A 17,590-nucleotide genomic window follows, 5' to 3' on the forward strand; every position below is an offset into this window, starting at 1 on the left:
ATCAGTTACTCTTCTTTCCGCTGTTGGACGAACCTTTGTCCTGAAGTTGCGACGGCACCAGTACAGTCGTGACGCGCTTGTTCTGACCCTGACTGAAAGCCTGCATTTTCTGCTCTTTCACCAGGTAGGTAATACGATCGCCTTTGATGTTGCTGTCCTGCTGCTCAATGAACGCATTGCCGGTCAGTTCAACGAAATCGTTAGCCAGTTCATAGTGCAGTTTTGCGGCATGGCCCTGCACCGGCTTACCGCTGTCCTGCATCTGATAGAAGGTGGCGGGATTACCGTAGGCGTCAACGATGGTTTTCTTGCTGTCGCCGCCCGGACGGGTCACCACGACTTTATCTGCCGTGATTTTAATTGAGCCCTGCGTCACGATGACATTGCCGGTAAAGGTCGCGACATTGCCTTGCAAATCCAGCGCCTGATTCTGCGAGTCAATATTGACGGGCTTGTCCGAGTCACCGGTCAGAGCCAGGGCCGGAACGCTGGTTGCCAGCAGCAGGCTGGCCAGTAAAAGCTTCAGGCTATTTTTGTTCATTTTGAATTTCATAAGAGGTTTTGACCTTCTCGATTAACTCGGCGTTTTTTGTCCGTAAATTGCCGCGCATTTTCATGCCGGTGGAGTTAAAACTGCGGCCATACAATGTCACCTGGTCATCAGAGGTAACGTCCTGAGTGACAAGATTAATCTGGGCGTTATCGGTTTTGATCCGCTCAAGCTGAGAATCCTGCGTCAGCGTATTCAGCTCAACATGGCCATACAGGTAAAGCATACGATCTTTGGTGAGCTTTGCTTTATCCGCGCGTAACGTCCAGGTAGGGATTTTGTTCTCATCAAAGGTGGTCATGACCGGATTGTCGAACCAGCTCAGTTCATCATCCGAGAAATAGGTCACTTTGTCAGAGACCAGTTTATATGACAGCGCGCCCTGCGGGTTGTAAACCACAGTGTGTGAATCAGCACTGGTATAGGTCGGTGACTGAGTGTCCGTGCCGACTGGCGTGCCCTCGTCATCCTGGTTAGTAAGATTCCAGCCGATCAAAACCAGTGCAATCAAGGTCAGAATCAGCGTTATCCAACGCCTGCTTTTACTCATACTGATTGCCCTTTGGCATCCTCAAATTTGTTCTGCGCCATTAAGATCAGGTCACATACTTCGCGAACTGCACCGCGTCCACCGGCAATCCGCGTGACATAATGCGCGCGCGGCAACAGGATTGGATGTGCATCCGCCACCGCCACGCTTAATCCCACTTTCGCCATAACAGGCCAGTCGATCAGATCGTCACCGATGTAGGCGACCTGGTCGTCGGAAAGAGACAGTTTATCCAGAAGTTCACGATAGGCCAAAAGCTTATCCGATTGTCCCTGATAAAGATGACGGATGCCGAGCGTTTTGCAGCGATCTTCCATCAGACGGGCATTGCGGCCGGTAATAATAGCCACTTCCACATCGGAGGTCAGCAAACAGCGAACGCCGTAACCGTCCCGCACGTTGAATGCCTTCAGCTCTTCGCCATTATTCCCCATGTAGATCACCCCGTCGGACATCACGCCATCGACATCGCAGATCAGCAGACGAATCCTGCTGGCGCGCGCCATAACGTCAGCGCTGACCGGGCCGTAGCAGGTTTCAATCGGGTGGGTTGCCTGTTGCATTTTTTCTTCCTGTTCAGACTACGCCAGCGCGCAGCATGTCATGCATATGTACCACACCGAGCAGATGGTCGTCATCGGCCACCAGAATTGAGGTAATGTTTTTGGTCTGCATCAGGTTCAGGGCTTCCACCGCCAGCATATTAGGCCGCACGCGAATGCCACCTGGCGTCATCACTTCCCCAATGGTGGCACGCTGGAAATCGATGCCCATATCAAAGATGCGGCGCAGGTCACCATCGGTAAAGATACCTTCAATTTTCATCAGATCGTCGACGATCACCGTCAGCCCCAGATTCTTGCGGGTAATCTCCAGCAGCGCATCACGCAGCGAGGCGTCCCGTGTAACGTGCGGCAGTTCATCGCCGCTGTGCATGATATCAGCCACATGCAGCAGCAGCTTACGGCCCAGCGCACCGCCAGGATGGGACAAAGCAAAGTCTTCCGCGGTGAAGCCGCGCGCTTCCAGCAGCGAAACCGCCAGCGCGTCACCCATCACCAGTGTGGCCGTGGTGCTGGTGGTCGGTGCCAGTCCCAGTGGGCAGGCTTCCTGCGGAACATGGACACACAGATGCACATCGGCAACCCGGCCCATCGCACTGTCAGGCCGTCCGGTCATGCAGATCAGCGTGATGTGCTGACGCTTTAAAACCGGAATCAGCGCGAGGATTTCGTTCGACTCACCGCTGTTGGAGATGGCGATGACCACATCATTTTTGCTCACCATGCCCAGATCGCCATGGCTGGCTTCGGCCGGATGAACAAAAAAAGCGGGCGTGCCGGTACTGGCAAAGGTCGCCGCCATTTTTTTGCCGATATGGCCAGACTTGCCCATACCCATCACCACCACTTTACCCTGACAGGCGTAGATCAGGGCGCAGGCGCGGGCGAAGTCGTCGTTAATATATTGATCGAGTTGTTCCAGACCTTCGCGCTCAATGCGCAGTACGGTTTTCCCCGCCTGCTGGAAATCAAATGCTGTTGGTTGCTGATATGACATAGTGAGTCTGTCCTTGTTAGCCGTCCATGAATGCCGGCTGCATCCACAGCAGCGTCACCCAGACGAAGAAACCACAGAGTAAAAATAAGCCTGCCGTACGGCCAACGCGGCGGCGACGTAGCAGGCAGAGCAGGGCAAACAGCACGCTGACTCCCAGCATCACCCAGTAATCACGGGCGAAGGCGTGATAATCGACACTGCCAGGGTGAATCAGCGCCGGCAGACCCAGCACAATGGCAATATTATAAATGTTGGCGCCGATCAGATTGCCGATCGCGATATCATCTTCGCCTTTCAGCGCACCGGCAATAACCGTTGCCAGCTCGGGCAGGCTGGTGCCCACGGCGATCAGCGTCAGGCCCATCACCAGTTCGCTGACGCCAAAATAGTCGGCAAACGCCGTGGCGTTGTCGATCACCATTCGTGTCGACATCGGCAGGATAATCAGCGCGACGGCCAGCCAGAGAAAGGCCACCGTATTTCCGCTCTCTTCGCGAGGCAGCTCGGCCAGCTGCTCGCGGGTCAGGGTATCGTTGTTATCCCGTTCTGCGTTACGCGCAATGCGAATCACCACCATCAGATAAATCGCGGCAATGGCGATCAGGCCTATTCCATCCAGTCGACTAAGCTGATTGTCAAACAGCATGAAACCGCTGAGCAGGGTAACCAGCAACATTAACGGCAGTTCACGGCGTATCAGATTAGAATGGACGCTGAGCGGGTGCATGAGCGCAGCGGCACCCAGGATGAGTAAAATATTGGTAATATTCGAGCCGAGCGCGGTGCCAACAGCAAGATCCATCTGGCCATGCTGCGCGGCGGAAAAGGAGAGGATCATCTCTGGCAGCGAGGTGCCGATGCTGACAACGGTCATGCCAATAATCAGTGGCGGGATGCCAAATGATCGACACAGTATAGAGGCGCTAAACACCAGACGATCGGCACCATATGCCAGTAAAAGCAAACCGATAATCAGCAGTGCAGAAGCTACGAACATGAAAAATCCTTGCGTAAAAACCCAGGCCGGCAATGCCTTTCCCGACCGGTTTAAGGTTCTGTTTGGCGAGACAGGCGCTGATTTTGACCGTCCGGACGGCAAAAGTAAATTTAATGACCATTTTCGCCAAATCTTAGCGGTAAGTTTCTGTAAAGCTATCGTGAATCAGGACCGAACAGGCTACCATCGTACCCCATGTTTACGCCCGATCCTTACAAGAGGTTATAATGATCCAGCAGCAATCGAATCTGGTTGAGGTTCGTGGCGTGAGTTTTTCGCGCGGAGATCGCACCATCTTCGATGACATTTCGCTGACCGTGCCGAAAGGCAAAGTGACGGCGATAATGGGGCCGTCGGGGATAGGAAAAACCACGCTGCTACGCTTGATTGGGGGGCAACTTCAGCCGACCAGCGGTGAAATCTTTTTCCGTGGTGAAAACATTCCGTCATTGTCTCGCACTAAATTGTACGAAGCGCGCAAAAAAATGAGCATGCTGTTCCAGTCTGGCGCGCTGTTTACTGACCTGACGGTCTATGAAAATGTTGCCTGGCCGCTGCGTGAACATACCCGTCTGCCTCCTCCGCTGCTGCACAGCACAGTGCTGATGAAGCTGGAAGCGGTGGGTCTGCGTGGCGCGGCCCAGCTGAAGCCCGCGGAGCTGTCGGGCGGAATGGCGCGTCGTGTGGCCCTGGCGCGCGCTATCGCGCTGGAGCCGGAACTGATCATGTTTGATGAGCCTTTCGTCGGTCAGGATCCGATCACGATGGGTGTGCTGGTAAAACTCATTGATGAACTGAACCATGCTCTGGGCCTGACCTGTATTGTGGTCTCGCACGACGTACCGGAAGTACTGAGTATTGCGGACTATGCCTATATCGTGGCCGGACAAAAAATTATCGCACACGGCACCACGCCGGAGTTGCGAGAGAACAATGACCCGCGCGTTCGCCAGTTTATTGATGGCGATGCGGATGGTCCGGTTCCCTTCCGTTTTCCTGCCGGCGACTATCTCGCTGATTTAACCGGCTCAGGGAGTAACTAAACTGATGGTGTTGAAGGCGCTGGCGACATTTGGACGTCAGGGAATTGAAACGTGCGCCAGTTTTGGACGCGCAGGACTCATGCTCTTTCATGCGCTGGTGGGCAAGCCAGCGTTCCGCAGACACACGCCGCTACTGATTAAACAACTTTATAGCGTCGGCGTGCTGTCGCTGCTGATCATCGTGGTTTCCGGTCTGTTTATCGGCATGGTGCTTGGCCTCCAGGGTTATCTGGTCTTAAACACGTATGGCGCGGAAACCAGCCTCGGTATGCTGGTGGCGTTGTCATTGCTGCGCGAACTGGGGCCGGTTGTAACCGCGCTGCTGTTCGCCGGACGGGCAGGGTCTGCGCTGACCGCCGAAATCGGCCTGATGAAGGCCACCGAACAGCTCTCCAGCATGGAGATGATGGCGGTTGACCCATTGCGCCGGGTGGTCTCGCCGCGCTTCTGGGCCGGTTTTATCAGTATGCCCTTACTGACGCTGATTTTTACCGCGGTAGGGATTGCCGGTGGGGCGCTGGTCGGGGTGAGCTGGAAAGGGATTGATCCTGGTTTCTTCTGGTCGGCGATGCAGAATGCCGTCGATTTTCGTGCCGATGTGGTTAACTGCCTGATTAAAAGTGCAGTATTTGCCATTACCGTGACGTGGATTGCGCTGTTTAACGGCTATGATGCGATTCCAACCTCTGAAGGGATCAGTCGCGCGACGACGCGCACTGTGGTGCACGCGTCACTGGCGGTGCTCGGATTGGATTTTGTGCTGACAGCACTGATGTTTGGGAATTGATGCAATGCAAAGCAAAAAAAGCGAAATCTGGGTTGGCATATTTATGATTATGGCGTTACTGGCGGCGCTGTTTCTCGCGCTGCGCGTCGCCGATTTAAAGTCGATGGGCACCGAGCCGACGTGGAAGCTCTACGCCACCTTTGACAATATTGGCGGTCTTAAAGCCAGTTCGCCGGTCAAGATTGGCGGGGTGGTGATTGGCCGGGTGACCAACATTGAGTTAGAGCCGAAAACGCTGCTGCCGCGTGTCACCATGGACATCAGCGATCAGTATGCGAATAAAATTTCAGACACCAGCTCGCTGGCGGTTCGCACTCAGGGACTGCTGGGTGAGCAATTCCTGGCGCTCAACTTAGGATTTGACGATCCTGAACTGGGTTCGGCGATGCTGAAAGATGGCGATACGCTGCGCGATACGAAATCCGCCATGGTGCTCGAAGACCTGATCGGTCAGTTCCTTTATAAGAGCGGCGATAATAAACAAAACAGTGAAAACAAGGATGCGCAGGAAGGCGACAGTGCTGCGCCTGCGGCACCGGCTCAACCTTAAAGAAGAGGGTATACCATGTTTAAACGTTTACTGATGATTGCCATGCTGGTGGTTGCGGTACCGCTGACGGCAACCGCAGCCGATCAGAGCAACCCCTACAAACTGATGAATGAAGCGGCGCAAAAGACGTTCACCCGTCTGAAAAACGAGCAGCCGAAAATCAAGCAGGACCCTAACTACCTGCGTCAGATTGTGCGTCAGGAGCTGCTGCCCTATGTGCAGATCAAATATGCAGGCGCGTTAGTGCTGGGCCGCTACTATCGTGATTCGACCCCCGCTCAGCGTGAAGCCTACTTCAGCGCCTTTGGTGACTATCTGGCGCAGGCTTATGGTCAGGCACTGGCACTGTACAACGGACAGAGCTACCAGATTCAACCTGAGCAGCCGTTAGGCGATGCCCAGATTGTCGCTATTCGCGTTTCCATTATCGACCCAAATGGTCGTCCACCGGTTCGCCTCGACTTCCAGTGGCGTAAAAACAGCCAGAGCGGTAACTGGCAGGCGTATGACATGATCGCTGAAGGCGTCAGCATGATCACCACCAAACAAAATGAGTGGAGCGATCTGTTACGTACCAAAGGTATTGATGGTCTGACGGCGCAGCTGAAATCTTCTGCGGCACAGCCAATCACGCTGGATAAACAACAATAATGCACGAATCGTTACGCTGGGAGCGGGAAGCCAGCACGCTATTACTGAAAGGCGAACTGGATCGCGACACGCTGATGAGCCTGTGGCAGCAACGTGAGACGCTGATTAAAGATGTCGATACCATCGACGTTGCGGCGCTGGAGCGTGTGGACTCTTCCGGGCTTGCCCTGCTGGTGCACCTGCGGGAAATCGCACGAGCACAGGGTATTACCCCTCGCTTTACGGGCATCAGCGATAAACTGCATTCGCTGATAACGCTTTACAATCTGCAACAGATTATTGTTTCTGCGGATAAAAGCGCCTGATATCCGGTTGTTATGCTAAGCCCCTGTTTTCAACAGGGGCTTTTGCGTATTTAAGAGTCAGCCGCTTTCCTCTACTATGTCAGCCTTATTATTATTAAGTGAAGTTAAGCCCAATGGAAAACAGTGAAATTCAGGCCGTGCTGATGGCAGCATTGCCTTTAGACGAAGTGCATGTGATGAGCAATGATGGCAGCCATTTTCAGGTGATCGCCGTAGGCGAACTGTTTGGCGAACTGAGCCGCGTGAAAAAGCAGCAGGCTGTCTACGCGCCGCTGATGGAATTCATCGCGGATAACCGCATTCATGCTGTCTCTATCAAAACCTATACTCCCGCTGAATGGGCGCGTGACCGTAAACTCAACGGTTTCTGATCCCCAGCGTGGTGAACTCGTCGCTGGCGAGTCCAATCTTTAGCTAGTTAATTGAGAGCCGTGTTAATGGACAAATTTCGTGTGCAAGGGCCCACCCGCTTAAGTGGTGAAGTAACCATTTCCGGGGCAAAGAACGCCGCGCTTCCTATTCTGTTTGCTGCGCTGCTGGCTGAAGAGCCGGTCGAGATCCAGAATGTGCCAAAGCTGCGCGACATTGATACCACCATGAAGCTGCTGAGCCAGCTGGGTGCGAAGGTGGAACGCAACGGTTCTGTGCATGTCGATGCCAGCGCGGTAGATGTATTTTGTGCGCCTTACGATCTGGTCAAAACCATGCGTGCCTCAATCTGGGCGCTGGGCCCGCTGGTAGCGCGTTTTGGTCAGGGTCAGGTTTCCCTGCCGGGTGGCTGCGCTATCGGCGCGCGTCCGGTTGATCTGCACATCACCGGTCTTGAACAGCTGGGTGCCGAGATCAAGCTGGAAGAGGGCTACGTGAAAGCGTCAGTCAATGGCCGCCTGAAGGGCGCACTGATTGTCATGGACAAAATCAGCGTCGGCGCGACCGTGACCATCATGAGTGCTGCGACGCTGGCGACCGGTACTACCGTGATTGAGAATGCGGCGCGTGAGCCGGAAATTGTCGATACCGCCAATTTCCTGAACACCCTGGGCGCAAGAATCAGCGGTGCAGGCAGCGATAAAATCACCATCGAAGGCGTAGAGCGTCTGGGTGGCGGTGTTTATCGTGTCCTGCCAGACCGTATCGAAACCGGTACCTTCCTGGTGGCTGCCGCCATTTCGGGTGGCAAAGTGATGTGTCACAAAACCCAGCCGGATACGCTGGATGCTGTGCTGGCCAAGCTGCGTGATGCGGGTGCCGATATCGAAACCGGTGAAGACTGGATCAGTCTGGATATGCACGGCAAGCGGCCAAAAGCGGTCAACGTGCGCACTGCACCGCATCCAGCTTTCCCGACCGATATGCAGGCGCAGTTCACTCTGTTAAACATGGTCGCGGAAGGCACGGGCGTGATTACCGAAACCATCTTCGAAAACCGTTTCATGCATATCCCGGAACTGATTCGTATGGGCGGACATGCTGAGATTGAGAGCAACACGGCGATCTGTCATGGGGTTGAAACCCTGTCAGGTGCGCAGGTGATGGCGACCGATTTACGTGCGTCTGCCAGCCTGGTTCTGGCTGGTTGTATTGCGGAAGGAACGACGTTCGTTGATCGCATTTATCACATCGATCGTGGCTATGAGCATATCGAAGATAAACTGAAAGCAATGGGCGCCAACATTGAGCGCGTCAGCGAAGAGTAATCCCGCAGATGCTCTGAAAAAACCAGCCTCCTTTGGGGGCTGGTTTTTTTTCGCCTGAGGATCGCCTGAGTTTTCAGGCGTTATCGGAGTGATCGACAGGCGCCCGGATACGTTTCCTGCGATCCAGCAGGCAGTGGGTCTCGGGATCGTAATAGCGGCTGGGCCAGATCTCACACGGATGAACCTTGATCGCGTCGGCGATCAACCATTCGCCCTTGGGCCATGGACGTGTCAGCGCATTAGCCAGCGTTGATGAACTGAGACCTGCTGCGCGTGACAGCGCCGCCAGTGTCATTCCACGCTTATGCAGCGCCGCGATAATGTCAGCCGGGTGCCAGTCTTCCATCCTTTTTTGCATATCCTGTTCTCCTTTTCCCTGTCATTGCGTCGTCCAGCAGGACGTGAGCTTTCCTTTTTACCGTTATCTGGAAAGATTAGGGTTTTTATAGCAAATAGTTCCCATTAATTTCCAGTAATATTTGGATCCAGCATCTGATCTGTGGGGTGGCATGCAAAAGGAGTGCAACAGCTAAGAGGTAACAAAAAGAAGTGAGAGCAGGAACGTAAAAACGGAGCCTGTCAGGCTCCGTGAGGGATCAGAAATCGCGCTGAACTGACATGTGCGCCAGCGACTCCAGCGCACTGCGCCACGGCGATTCGGGCAGAATGCGCAAGGCATCAATCGCTTTATCCGCTTCCTGTTCGGCACGGCTGCGCGTCCATTCGAGTGAACCACACTGATTCATCGCTTCCAGTACCGGTTCCAGCAGATGGCGGCCATTTCCCTGCTCAATGGCTTCACGAATCATCTTCGCCTGTTCAGGTGAGCCGTGCTGCATAGCATGCAGCAGTGGCAGCGTGGGTTTGCCTTCACTCAGGTCATCGCCGGTATTTTTGCCCAGCGTCTCGCCGTCAGCACTGTAATCCAGTAAATCGTCAATTAACTGGAAAGCGGTGCCCAGATAGCGCCCATAATCCTGTAGCGCTTTTTCCTCTTCAGGTGTGGCTTCAGCCAGTATCGCCGAGGCCTGCGAGGCCGCTTCAAACAGGCGCGCGGTCTTGCTGTAAATCACGCGCATGTAGCTCTCTTCGGTGATGTCGGGATCGTTGACGTTCATCAGCTGCAGGACTTCGCCCTCAGCAATCACGTTTACCGCTTCTGACATCAGCGCCAGGATACGCAGCGAACCCATGCTGGTCATCATCTGGAAGGCGCGGGTGTAAATAAAATCACCGACCAGCACGCTTGCCGCATTGCCAAACGCCGCGTTCGCGGTCGCTTTGCCACGACGCATATCGGATTCATCCACGACATCGTCATGCAGCAGCGTGGCGGTGTGGATAAATTCGATCAGCGCCGCATTGGTCACGTGCAGATCGCCCTTGTAGCCCATGGCACGTGCGGATAGCACGGCAATCATGGGACGGATACGCTTGCCCCCACCACTGATGATGTAGTAGCCCAACTGGTTGATGAGCGAGACATCTGAATTCAGCTGGTCGAGGATGGTCTGGTTAACGGCAGCCATATCCTGTGCGGTTAATTCATTAATCTGTTCTAAGTTCATTCGTCTTTTCAGCTATGACTCGTTATCTCTGCCATGGTAAGTGCTTTTACCCAGCCAGCGTTCAGGTAATCTGTTACTGATTGTACTTGAATTTTCTGCCTGAGAAACGGTTGCATTCAGCCTGTGTTTTTTTTCTGCAAGAGTGTGCAAAGTGCTCTTGTCTTCTTCTGGAGTTTTGCGTAGAATTCGCGCCCTATTGTGAATATTTAGCGCGCCGCCTGATGAACTAAAAGGCAAGCGCAGAAGCGGAGTTTTATATGTACGCGGTTTTCCAAAGTGGTGGTAAACAACACCGAGTAAGCGAAGGTCAGACCGTTCGCCTGGAAAAGCTGGACATCGCAACCGGTGAAACGATTGAGTTTGACCAGGTTCTGATGATTGCTAATGGCGAAGACGTGAAAATCGGCGCGCCACTGGTTTCAGGCGGAATGATCAAGGCAGAAGTTGTTGCTCACGGTCGTGGCGAGAAAATTAAGATCGTTAAGTTTCGTCGTCGTAAGCACTACCGTAAGCAAGCAGGCCATCGCCAGTGGTTCACTGATGTGAAAATCACTGGTATCACGGCATAAGAGGAGATCTGACAAATGGCACATAAAAAGGCTGGTGGTTCGACTCGAAATGGTCGTGACTCCAATGCAAAACGTCTGGGTGTAAAACGTTTCGGTGGCGAATCTGTTCTGGCAGGTAGCATCATCGTTCGTCAGCGTGGCACCAAATTCCACGCCGGTACCAATGTAGGTTGTGGTCGTGACCACACCCTGTTTGCTACCGCAGACGGCAAAGTACAGTTCGAAATTAAAGGTCCGAACAACCGTAAATACATCAGCATCGTTGCTGAGTAAGGTTGTCGTGACGCAGACGTTTAACGTCTGAACGCACGAATTAAAGGCCCCGCAGCTCCTGCGGGGCTTTTTACATTCTGCGCTCTGTTGCGGTAAAAGCGACGCATCACAAAAGTTTGCTGTACACTTTATGTACGCACTGGCGAAAGCCAATCCTGATTTATCCGCCGCTGGTCAGCGCAGAAGACCCTGGCGGACCCGTCTGCAGAGTGCTGCAGGCGATTGTGTGACGGAGATAGAAAATGAAGTTTGTAGATGAAGCGACAATTTTGGTCGTCGCCGGTGATGGCGGTAATGGTTGCGTAAGCTTCCGCCGCGAGAAATATATCCCGAGAGGCGGCCCTGACGGGGGTGATGGCGGTGACGGCGGTGACGTTTATCTGATCGCTGATGAAAACCTCAATACCCTTATCGATTATCGTTTCGAAAAATCTTTCCGCGCCGAGCGTGGGCAGAACGGCCAGAGCCGAGACTGTACCGGTAAACGCGGTAAAGATATCGAAGTTAAAGTGCCGGTCGGCACCCGGGTTATCGATCAGGGTACCGGCGAGACACTGGGTGACATGACGCGTCACGGCCAGAAACTGATGGTCGGCAAAGGCGGCTGGCATGGCCTGGGCAACACCCGCTTTAAATCATCTGTAAACCGCAGTCCGCGCCAGAAAACCATGGGTACCCCGGGCGAAAAGCGCGACCTGCAGCTGGAGCTGATGCTGCTGGCAGATGTCGGGATGCTGGGCTTACCGAATGCCGGTAAATCGACCTTTATCCGTGCCGTATCGGCAGCGAAGCCAAAAGTGGCGGACTATCCGTTTACCACGCTGGTGCCGAGCCTGGGCGTGGTTCGTATGGACAGCGAGCAGAGCTTCGTCGTGGCCGATATCCCTGGCCTGATTGAAGGCGCAGCCGATGGCGCAGGCCTGGGCATTCGCTTCCTGAAGCACCTTGAGCGCTGCCGCGTGTTGCTGCACCTGATTGACATCGACCCTATCGATGAAAGCGATCCGGTTGAAAATGCCCGCATCATTCTCGGCGAGCTGGAAAAGTACAGTGAGAAGCTGTTCAACAAGCCACGCTGGCTGGTCTTCAACAAAATTGATCTGATCAGTGAAGAAGAGGCGCAGTCACGGGCTAAAGCGGTGGCTGAATCGCTGGGCTGGGAAGATAAGTATTACCTGATTTCTGCCGCAAGCCGTACCGGTGTCAACGAACTCTGCTGGGACGTGATGAGCTTCATCAACGCTAACCCGAAAGAAGCGGAGCTTGAAGAGAAGCAACCGGAGAAAGTGGAGTTCATGTGGGACGATTACCACAAAGAAACCATTGAAAACACGATTGAAGTAGAAGATGAAGAGTGGGATGAAGACTGGGATGATGAAGACGACGAAGGCGTTGAAATTATCTATCAGCGTTAACCGATCGCCTGCTACAACGTGATATGCAATGCCCCCTTTCAGGCCTGAAAGGGGGCATTGTTCTGTCGGCAGCTAGCTCATTACCGCCACGCTCAGTCGCGCACTGCAGTACAGCTGATCCCGACCGTTCCGAATCTCAATCTGCCAGCTCTGACTGCGTTTACCCAGATGCAGTGGGCGGCAAATGCCCCGCACCATACCCGCAGAAACCGCACGATGATGGCTGGCATTCACTTCTACGCCAACCACGCTGCTGCCTTCCTCAACCGCCAGATATCCCGCAATTGAGCCCATCGACTCCGCCAGCACCACGGACGCACCGCCATGCAGCAGCCCGAACGGCTGTTGCGTACGGGCATCGACCGGCATCGTCGCTTCCAGGTAATCATCACCTATCAGGGTAAAAACGATACCCAGATGGGCCACCAGAGAGTTCTCACCCAGCGCATTCAGGGCGGGAAGATCAATGGATCGCTTCCAGATCGCTGTCATCATCAGGCTCCCAGGGTTGCGCCACCATCAACCACAATATCCTGCAGCGTCACATGACTGGCAAGATCCGACGCGAGAAACAGTACAGTGGCCGCAATTTCCTGCGGCTGCGCGATCTTACCCAGCGGGATACCCAGCTTGAACTGATCCGGGAAGCCGGCAATCATCTCCTGCTCACCCGTCGGTGTGTGCCACAGGCTGCGCTGCATATCGGTGTCGGTGGAACCCGGTGAAACGATGTTGCAGCGGACGCCATAGGGCGCCATCTCCAGACCCACGGTCTGACAGAGACTGCGCAGCGCCGCTTTTGAAGCGCCATAAGCGGACATGCCAATACGCGGGGCATGAGCCGAATTAGACGCGACGGTGACGATGGCGCCGGCGCGCTGTTCGCGAAAGCGTGGCAATGTCTGCTGGAACAGATTAAACGCGCCGCCCGCATTGACGTTAAGACACGCCTGCCAGTCGGCAAACGACAGCTCATCGGTAGCACCAATCCGTAAGATACCGGCTGCGTTGACCAGCACATCAATGCGCGGCTGCGCGGCCAATACGCGCTGGCAGATCGTTTTGACCTGAGCCGGATCGGCCACATCCATCATGTGGCAGGGAAACGGGTAATCATGGCCCTTGAAACGTTGATCAAAAGCCTCGACCTGCGCGCCAGCCTGATGAAAGGCTAACGCAGTATGATAGCCGATGCCCTGGCCGGCACCGGTTACCCAGACGATTTTACCGCTGAAGTCGAATGTGTGGCTCATTTCGCCGGCTCCCGCGCCAGCAGCGCCCACCAGCCATCAATGCTCGGATTTTTCGCCAGGCTGACGAAATCGATATCACGATGTACCTGACGCCAGCGTGCCGCCAGAGCCATCACGCGTACTGAATCCAGACCGTAATCAATCAGGTTTTCATCATCTTCCGGCGCATCATCATCTTCCAGCAGCGGCAGGATTAACGCGCGCAGATCATCTTTGCTGAGTGGCACAGGCATCAGATCGGCGGTCATCACCACTTTTCCGCTACGGCCCGCGGTGTAGGTCAGCGCCATCATATGTTCCTCACGGCTGAAGTCAGCCAGCGCATCGGCCACCATAAACGGCTGAATATTGCGCATAAACGCATCGGTGGCCGTAGTCAGGCAGCCAATATGAGCATAGACGCCGGTAATAATCAGCTGATCGCGGCCCATCTCCTGCAGGATCGACTCCAGCGGCGAGCGGTGAAATGCACTGTAGCGCCATTTGGTCAGGACCTGATCGTCCTCATCCGGTGCCAGCGCATCCACGATCTTCTGCTGATCGGGATGTTTATTCAGTCCCGGTCCCCACATGTCGTTGAGCAGCGCACGATCTTCATCGCTCTGCGCGTTTGGCTGAGCGGTGTAAAACACCGGAATGCCCTGCGCTTTGCAGTAGCGACGCAGCCGGGCAATATTGTCGACTACCTGCTCAACCAGCGGGCTATTTTCGCCCCAGAAGTTGAGAAAATAGCGCTGCATATCGTGGATCAGCAGGGCGGCACGGTCCGGCTCCAGCATCCATTTCACTTTGTTGTTGGGCAACTCGGTGGCGGCTGGCAGCGGATAAGAGGTCAGTTGTGGAATAGCCATTGAAAATCTCCGGACAGATCAGGCTTGCGCTTGTTGATCGGCAAGTTGTTGGCGCAGACGTTTTTTGTCCACCTTTCCGACCGCGGTCAGCGGCAGGGCATCTACGCAGGTAATACGGTCGGGCAGCTTAAATTCTGCGACGCCAAGTTCACGCAGGTGACGACGCAGCGCCACCGGTTTAACCGGCTGACGGGTAACGATAAAGGCACAGCTTTTTTCACCCATCAGCTCGTCACTCATGGAGACCAGCGCAGCGTGGATCACATCCGCATGGCGCTGCAGCAGGTTTTCGATCTCTTCGGCTGCGATCTTTTCGCCGCCCCGGTTGATCTGATCTTTCTCCCGGCCCTGCACGATGATGTTGCCAGAGGGCGTGATCTCAATCAGATCGCCAGAGCAGTAAAAGCCCTGGTCATCGAAGCTGGCGGCGTTATGTTCCGGGCTGTTGTAGTAGCCACGGAAGGTATAAGGACCACGGGTCATCAGTCGACCGATGGAGCCTGCTGGCAATGGATTACCCTGATCGTCGGCGACCCACACCTCGTCATCCGGGGAGATCGGGCGTCCCTGCGTGGTGAGAATGGTCTGCTCATCGTCATCCAGTCGGGTGTAGTTCACCAGACCTTCCGCCATACCAAATACCTGCTGAAGGGTGCAGCCGATCTCGTTCTGGATGCGCGCGGCCAGCGTTTCGCCCAGCTTTGCGCCACCGACCTGAATGCGTTGCAGCGAGGCCAGCGCGGCATTGCTGCCCCATTCCTGAATCGCCTGCAGCCAGAGACTGGCAGCGGGCGGAACCAGGCCGGTATCGGTGACCTGATGCTTTTCAATCAGCGGGAAGCAGAGCGTTGCGCTGGGATCGGCGGCTAAGATCACCTGTCCGCCCGCGTAAAAAACGCCCAGCGCACCCGGCGAACTCATCGGGAAGTTATGCGCGGCGGGCAGGGCGATCAGGTAGCGGGTGTCGGCGGTAACATCGCAGATAACGTCACTCTCACGGATGCTGTAGTAGTAATCATTATGGGTGCGTGGGATCAGTTTCGGTGTACCGGTACTGCCTCCCGACAGCTGGAAAAAGGCGACTTCATCGCCTGCGGTCGGGGTTGCGATGAAGTTGTCCGCGGGTTCAGCCAGCAGGGCGTCGAGGCTGTTTTCCGTCTGAGCGTCATTACGCAGGATCACCTGCTGCAGTGAAGGCTGATCGCGGCGAAGTTGCGCAATAAACGCATCATCGGCGAACAGTGCGTGGCTGCGATCGGCAATTAACAGGCTCGGCGAGATCTGACTGGCATAGGCGGCCAGTTCGGTGCGCTGATGGCTGAACAGGGCGTTAACCGGGGCGACGCCGATTTTGAACAGGGCAAACAGCGTCAGGTAAAATTCCGCCACGTTGCCAAGCTGCACCAGCGCCGTATCGCCTGACTTCAGGCCGCGACGCTGCAATGCCGCGGCCAGGTTGTCACTCAGCGCCGCCAGCTGGCGATAGGTAAATTGTCGTTCGCCATCAATCACCGCTACGCTCTCGCTGTCGCGATGACGTTCCAGGATATCGGTCATCGGCAGATCGAGCCAGTAGCCTTTTTCACGGTAACGTGCAGCCAGATCGTCCGGCCAGCGGCTATAGGAAATCGTCATACAGGTTCCTTTATTGCAGTCCAAAAGCGCGAAGCATGGTGTCGAGTTTGACGCCGGTTTCACGCCATTCTGATTCAGGTTGTGAGTCCGCTACGATGCCTGCGCCCGCAAACAGCCGCACCCGCGGGCCATTCACCGTACCGCAGCGAATGGTGACGACCCATTCGCCATTGCCCTGATCGTCACACCAGCCGACGATGCCGCCAAACAACTGACGTTCAAATGGCTCCAGTCGCTGAATCAGCGCCTGAGCACGCTGATGCGGGAAGCCGCTGAGGGCCGGTGTCGGATGCAGCAGACAGGCCAGTGACAGCGCATTTTCGCGATCGTCCAGCACGTCACCCTGAATCTGCGTAGCGAGATGCCACAATGTTGCGGTGGTCAGCAGTGAAGGTGTCTCGGGGACCGACAGCAGGCGGCTGCGCGGCTGCAGCGTCGCACGCATCGCATCCGTGACCAGCTTATGCTCATGACGATCTTTTGCTGAGTGCATCAGGCTGTCGCCAGAGGCCTGGTCATGCTGCGGATCGCGATGACGCGGCGCTGAACCGGCCAGCGGACAGGAGCTGAACTGGCGGCCCTGCTTACGAATCATCAGTTCCGGGCTGGCGCCAACCAGCGCGCCACCATCGGGCAGCGGCAGATGGAAGTGATAGCTGTTAGGGTTCTGCGCCACGATGCGCTGCATCAGGGCGGCCGTATCAACCGGCTGTTCCGCCACGATATCCATCAGCCGCGACAACACCACTTTATCCAGATCGCCGCGCTGCGTGGCAGCCACTGCCTGCGCAACCATGTCGATGAAAATGTCATGTTCCGGCACCGCCGTGCGGCGACGCACCTGCGGCAGTTCAGCCTCAGCCAGAGAGGCACTGGCGTTGAGGTCGTCACGGTTAAAGGTCTGATACGACTCAGGGATAAACAGCGCAGCGGGCTGATCCACGTCGAAGGGGATTGCACCCACCAGAATGGGATGGGCAATGCCCTGTTTTCTGGCTGAAGCAAAATGGTGCTGTAGTTGCTGCTGAAACTCCCCTGTCAGCTGCTCACCCTGCTTCACCGGCGCGGTAAGGGTAGTAAAACAGCCCTGTGTGGTCAGGCTTTGCCAGGGAGAGGTAAACAGAAAGCCACGGCAGAGTGCCGGGAAATCCTGCAACAAGGGATGTTCAAATGCCAGCGATTCCACCATAATTTCCACCTATAAATGATAAGATAACTAATAATGATTATCATTTGTATTGTGGGCCAGTAACCTACGTTGATTAGCCGAAAGTGTCAATAATTACGCGGCGATTCAGCTGGCATGGCCGGTTAAATCAGCACAAATGGTCTCTCT

General features: G+C 55.1%; 23 protein-coding genes. 11 read left to right on the plus strand and 12 right to left on the minus strand.

What is annotated here, in order from left to right; translation table 11 throughout:
* Position 1 precedes the first annotated feature (1 nt).
* From lptA to FOV68_RS15395, 5 genes are read right to left on the minus strand one after another with little or no spacing between them, the layout of a single operon-like run.
* The gene (gene lptA / locus FOV68_RS15375) at positions 2–553 is read right to left on the minus strand and encodes a lipopolysaccharide ABC transporter substrate-binding protein LptA (RefSeq protein ID WP_064704934.1); all 552 of its coding nucleotides are present in this window, start codon (positions 551–553) and stop codon (positions 2–4) included.
* A complete protein-coding gene (gene lptC / locus FOV68_RS15380; protein ID WP_064704933.1) occupies positions 528–1,100 on the minus strand; it encodes an LPS export ABC transporter periplasmic protein LptC in 573 nt (190 codons plus the stop codon). The genes lptA and lptC overlap by 26 nt, the downstream gene beginning before the upstream one ends.
* The gene (kdsC, locus tag FOV68_RS15385) at positions 1,097–1,663 is read right to left on the minus strand and encodes a 3-deoxy-manno-octulosonate-8-phosphatase KdsC (protein ID WP_010251905.1); all 567 of its coding nucleotides are present in this window, start codon (positions 1,661–1,663) and stop codon (positions 1,097–1,099) included. Before kdsC ends, lptC begins: the two co-directional genes overlap by 4 nt.
* Before the next feature lie 13 nt (positions 1,664–1,676).
* Entirely contained in the window at positions 1,677–2,660 is a 984-nt protein-coding gene (kdsD, locus tag FOV68_RS15390; RefSeq protein WP_010251903.1) for an arabinose-5-phosphate isomerase KdsD, read from the minus strand.
* Between the two features lie 16 nt (positions 2,661–2,676).
* Positions 2,677–3,657, minus strand: a complete 981-nt coding sequence (locus FOV68_RS15395) for a calcium/sodium antiporter (RefSeq protein WP_069025731.1) — start codon at positions 3,655–3,657, stop codon at positions 2,677–2,679.
* On the opposite strand from FOV68_RS15395, the gene FOV68_RS15400 reads away from it, so the two are divergent.
* The 8 genes from FOV68_RS15400 (at position 3,656) to murA (ending at position 8,690) form a co-directional block, all read left to right on the plus strand.
* Positions 3,656–3,913 (plus strand): hypothetical protein, encoded by a 258-nt coding sequence (locus tag FOV68_RS15400; RefSeq protein WP_124889623.1) that lies wholly within the window; start codon positions 3,656–3,658, stop codon positions 3,911–3,913. The two genes, FOV68_RS15395 and FOV68_RS15400, sit on opposite strands and share 2 nt — an antisense overlap.
* A complete protein-coding gene (gene mlaF / locus FOV68_RS15405) occupies positions 3,885–4,700 on the plus strand; it encodes a phospholipid ABC transporter ATP-binding protein MlaF (RefSeq protein WP_031592011.1) in 816 nt (271 codons plus the stop codon). The genes FOV68_RS15400 and mlaF overlap by 29 nt, the downstream gene beginning before the upstream one ends.
* A gap of 4 nt (positions 4,701–4,704) precedes the next feature.
* The gene (gene mlaE / locus FOV68_RS15410; RefSeq protein ID WP_010251894.1) at positions 4,705–5,487 is read left to right on the plus strand and encodes a lipid asymmetry maintenance ABC transporter permease subunit MlaE; all 783 of its coding nucleotides are present in this window, start codon (positions 4,705–4,707) and stop codon (positions 5,485–5,487) included.
* Between the two features lie 4 nt (positions 5,488–5,491).
* Positions 5,492–6,037, plus strand: coding sequence for an outer membrane lipid asymmetry maintenance protein MlaD (gene mlaD, locus FOV68_RS15415; RefSeq protein WP_064704999.1), 546 nt, complete (start codon positions 5,492–5,494; stop codon positions 6,035–6,037).
* A 15-nt stretch (positions 6,038–6,052) separates the two neighbouring features.
* Complete coding sequence (gene mlaC / locus FOV68_RS15420) at positions 6,053–6,688, plus strand: phospholipid-binding protein MlaC (protein WP_010251887.1); 636 nt, start codon at positions 6,053–6,055, stop codon at positions 6,686–6,688.
* Positions 6,688–6,993: a lipid asymmetry maintenance protein MlaB gene (gene mlaB / locus FOV68_RS15425; RefSeq protein ID WP_010251883.1), complete on the plus strand. Its 306-nt coding sequence runs from the start codon at positions 6,688–6,690 to the stop codon at positions 6,991–6,993. The genes mlaC and mlaB overlap by 1 nt, the downstream gene beginning before the upstream one ends.
* 113 nt (positions 6,994–7,106) lie before the next feature.
* Positions 7,107–7,364 (plus strand): BolA family iron metabolism protein IbaG, encoded by a 258-nt coding sequence (gene ibaG / locus FOV68_RS15430; protein ID WP_010251880.1) that lies wholly within the window; start codon positions 7,107–7,109, stop codon positions 7,362–7,364.
* Between the two features lie 66 nt (positions 7,365–7,430).
* Entirely contained in the window at positions 7,431–8,690 is a 1,260-nt protein-coding gene (gene murA / locus FOV68_RS15435) for a UDP-N-acetylglucosamine 1-carboxyvinyltransferase (protein WP_143991159.1), read from the plus strand.
* 73 nt (positions 8,691–8,763) lie between these two features.
* Here the strand turns inward: murA and FOV68_RS15440 are convergent, their stop codons facing one another.
* Positions 8,764–9,048 carry a helix-turn-helix transcriptional regulator gene (locus FOV68_RS15440; protein ID WP_143991160.1) on the minus strand — a complete coding sequence of 95 codons (285 nt, stop codon included), beginning with the start codon at positions 9,046–9,048 and terminating at the stop codon, positions 8,764–8,766.
* 238 nt (positions 9,049–9,286) lie between these two features.
* Complete coding sequence (ispB, locus tag FOV68_RS15445; protein ID WP_031592018.1) at positions 9,287–10,258, minus strand: octaprenyl diphosphate synthase; 972 nt, start codon at positions 10,256–10,258, stop codon at positions 9,287–9,289.
* A 257-nt stretch (positions 10,259–10,515) separates the two neighbouring features.
* Between ispB and rplU the strand changes: the two genes are divergently transcribed.
* The 3 genes from rplU to cgtA all read left to right on the plus strand — a co-directional run bounded on the left by rplU (position 10,516) and on the right by cgtA (position 12,515).
* Positions 10,516–10,827: a 50S ribosomal protein L21 gene (gene rplU / locus FOV68_RS15450; RefSeq protein ID WP_008925416.1), complete on the plus strand. Its 312-nt coding sequence runs from the start codon at positions 10,516–10,518 to the stop codon at positions 10,825–10,827.
* A 15-nt stretch (positions 10,828–10,842) separates the two neighbouring features.
* Positions 10,843–11,100, plus strand: a complete 258-nt coding sequence (gene rpmA / locus FOV68_RS15455) for a 50S ribosomal protein L27 (RefSeq protein WP_031592019.1) — start codon at positions 10,843–10,845, stop codon at positions 11,098–11,100.
* A 242-nt stretch (positions 11,101–11,342) separates the two neighbouring features.
* Positions 11,343–12,515 (plus strand): Obg family GTPase CgtA, encoded by a 1,173-nt coding sequence (gene cgtA / locus FOV68_RS15460; protein ID WP_143991161.1) that lies wholly within the window; start codon positions 11,343–11,345, stop codon positions 12,513–12,515.
* A gap of 72 nt (positions 12,516–12,587) precedes the next feature.
* Here cgtA and FOV68_RS15465 read toward each other — a convergent pair whose 3' ends face one another.
* The 5 genes from FOV68_RS15465 to FOV68_RS15485 are packed head-to-tail and all read right to left on the minus strand — an operon-like array spanning position 12,588 to position 17,443.
* Positions 12,588–13,007 (minus strand): hotdog fold thioesterase, encoded by a 420-nt coding sequence (locus FOV68_RS15465; protein ID WP_186289758.1) that lies wholly within the window; start codon positions 13,005–13,007, stop codon positions 12,588–12,590.
* Between the two features lie 2 nt (positions 13,008–13,009).
* Entirely contained in the window at positions 13,010–13,768 is a 759-nt protein-coding gene (gene dhbA / locus FOV68_RS15470) for a 2,3-dihydro-2,3-dihydroxybenzoate dehydrogenase (RefSeq protein WP_031592022.1), read from the minus strand.
* Positions 13,765–14,619 (minus strand): isochorismatase family protein, encoded by an 855-nt coding sequence (locus tag FOV68_RS15475; protein ID WP_069025735.1) that lies wholly within the window; start codon positions 14,617–14,619, stop codon positions 13,765–13,767. The genes dhbA and FOV68_RS15475 overlap by 4 nt, the downstream gene beginning before the upstream one ends.
* Positions 14,620–14,637: 18 nt before the next feature.
* Positions 14,638–16,254 (minus strand): (2,3-dihydroxybenzoyl)adenylate synthase, encoded by a 1,617-nt coding sequence (locus FOV68_RS15480; RefSeq protein ID WP_143991163.1) that lies wholly within the window; start codon positions 16,252–16,254, stop codon positions 14,638–14,640.
* Positions 16,255–16,264: 10 nt separating this feature from the next.
* Entirely contained in the window at positions 16,265–17,443 is a 1,179-nt protein-coding gene (locus FOV68_RS15485) for an isochorismate synthase (protein WP_039386938.1), read from the minus strand.
* Positions 17,444–17,590: the final 147 nt, after the last annotated feature.

The sequence above is a fragment of the Pantoea sp. paga genome (assembly GCF_007558755.1).
GTDB lineage: Bacteria > Pseudomonadota > Gammaproteobacteria > Enterobacterales > Enterobacteriaceae > Pantoea > Pantoea agglomerans.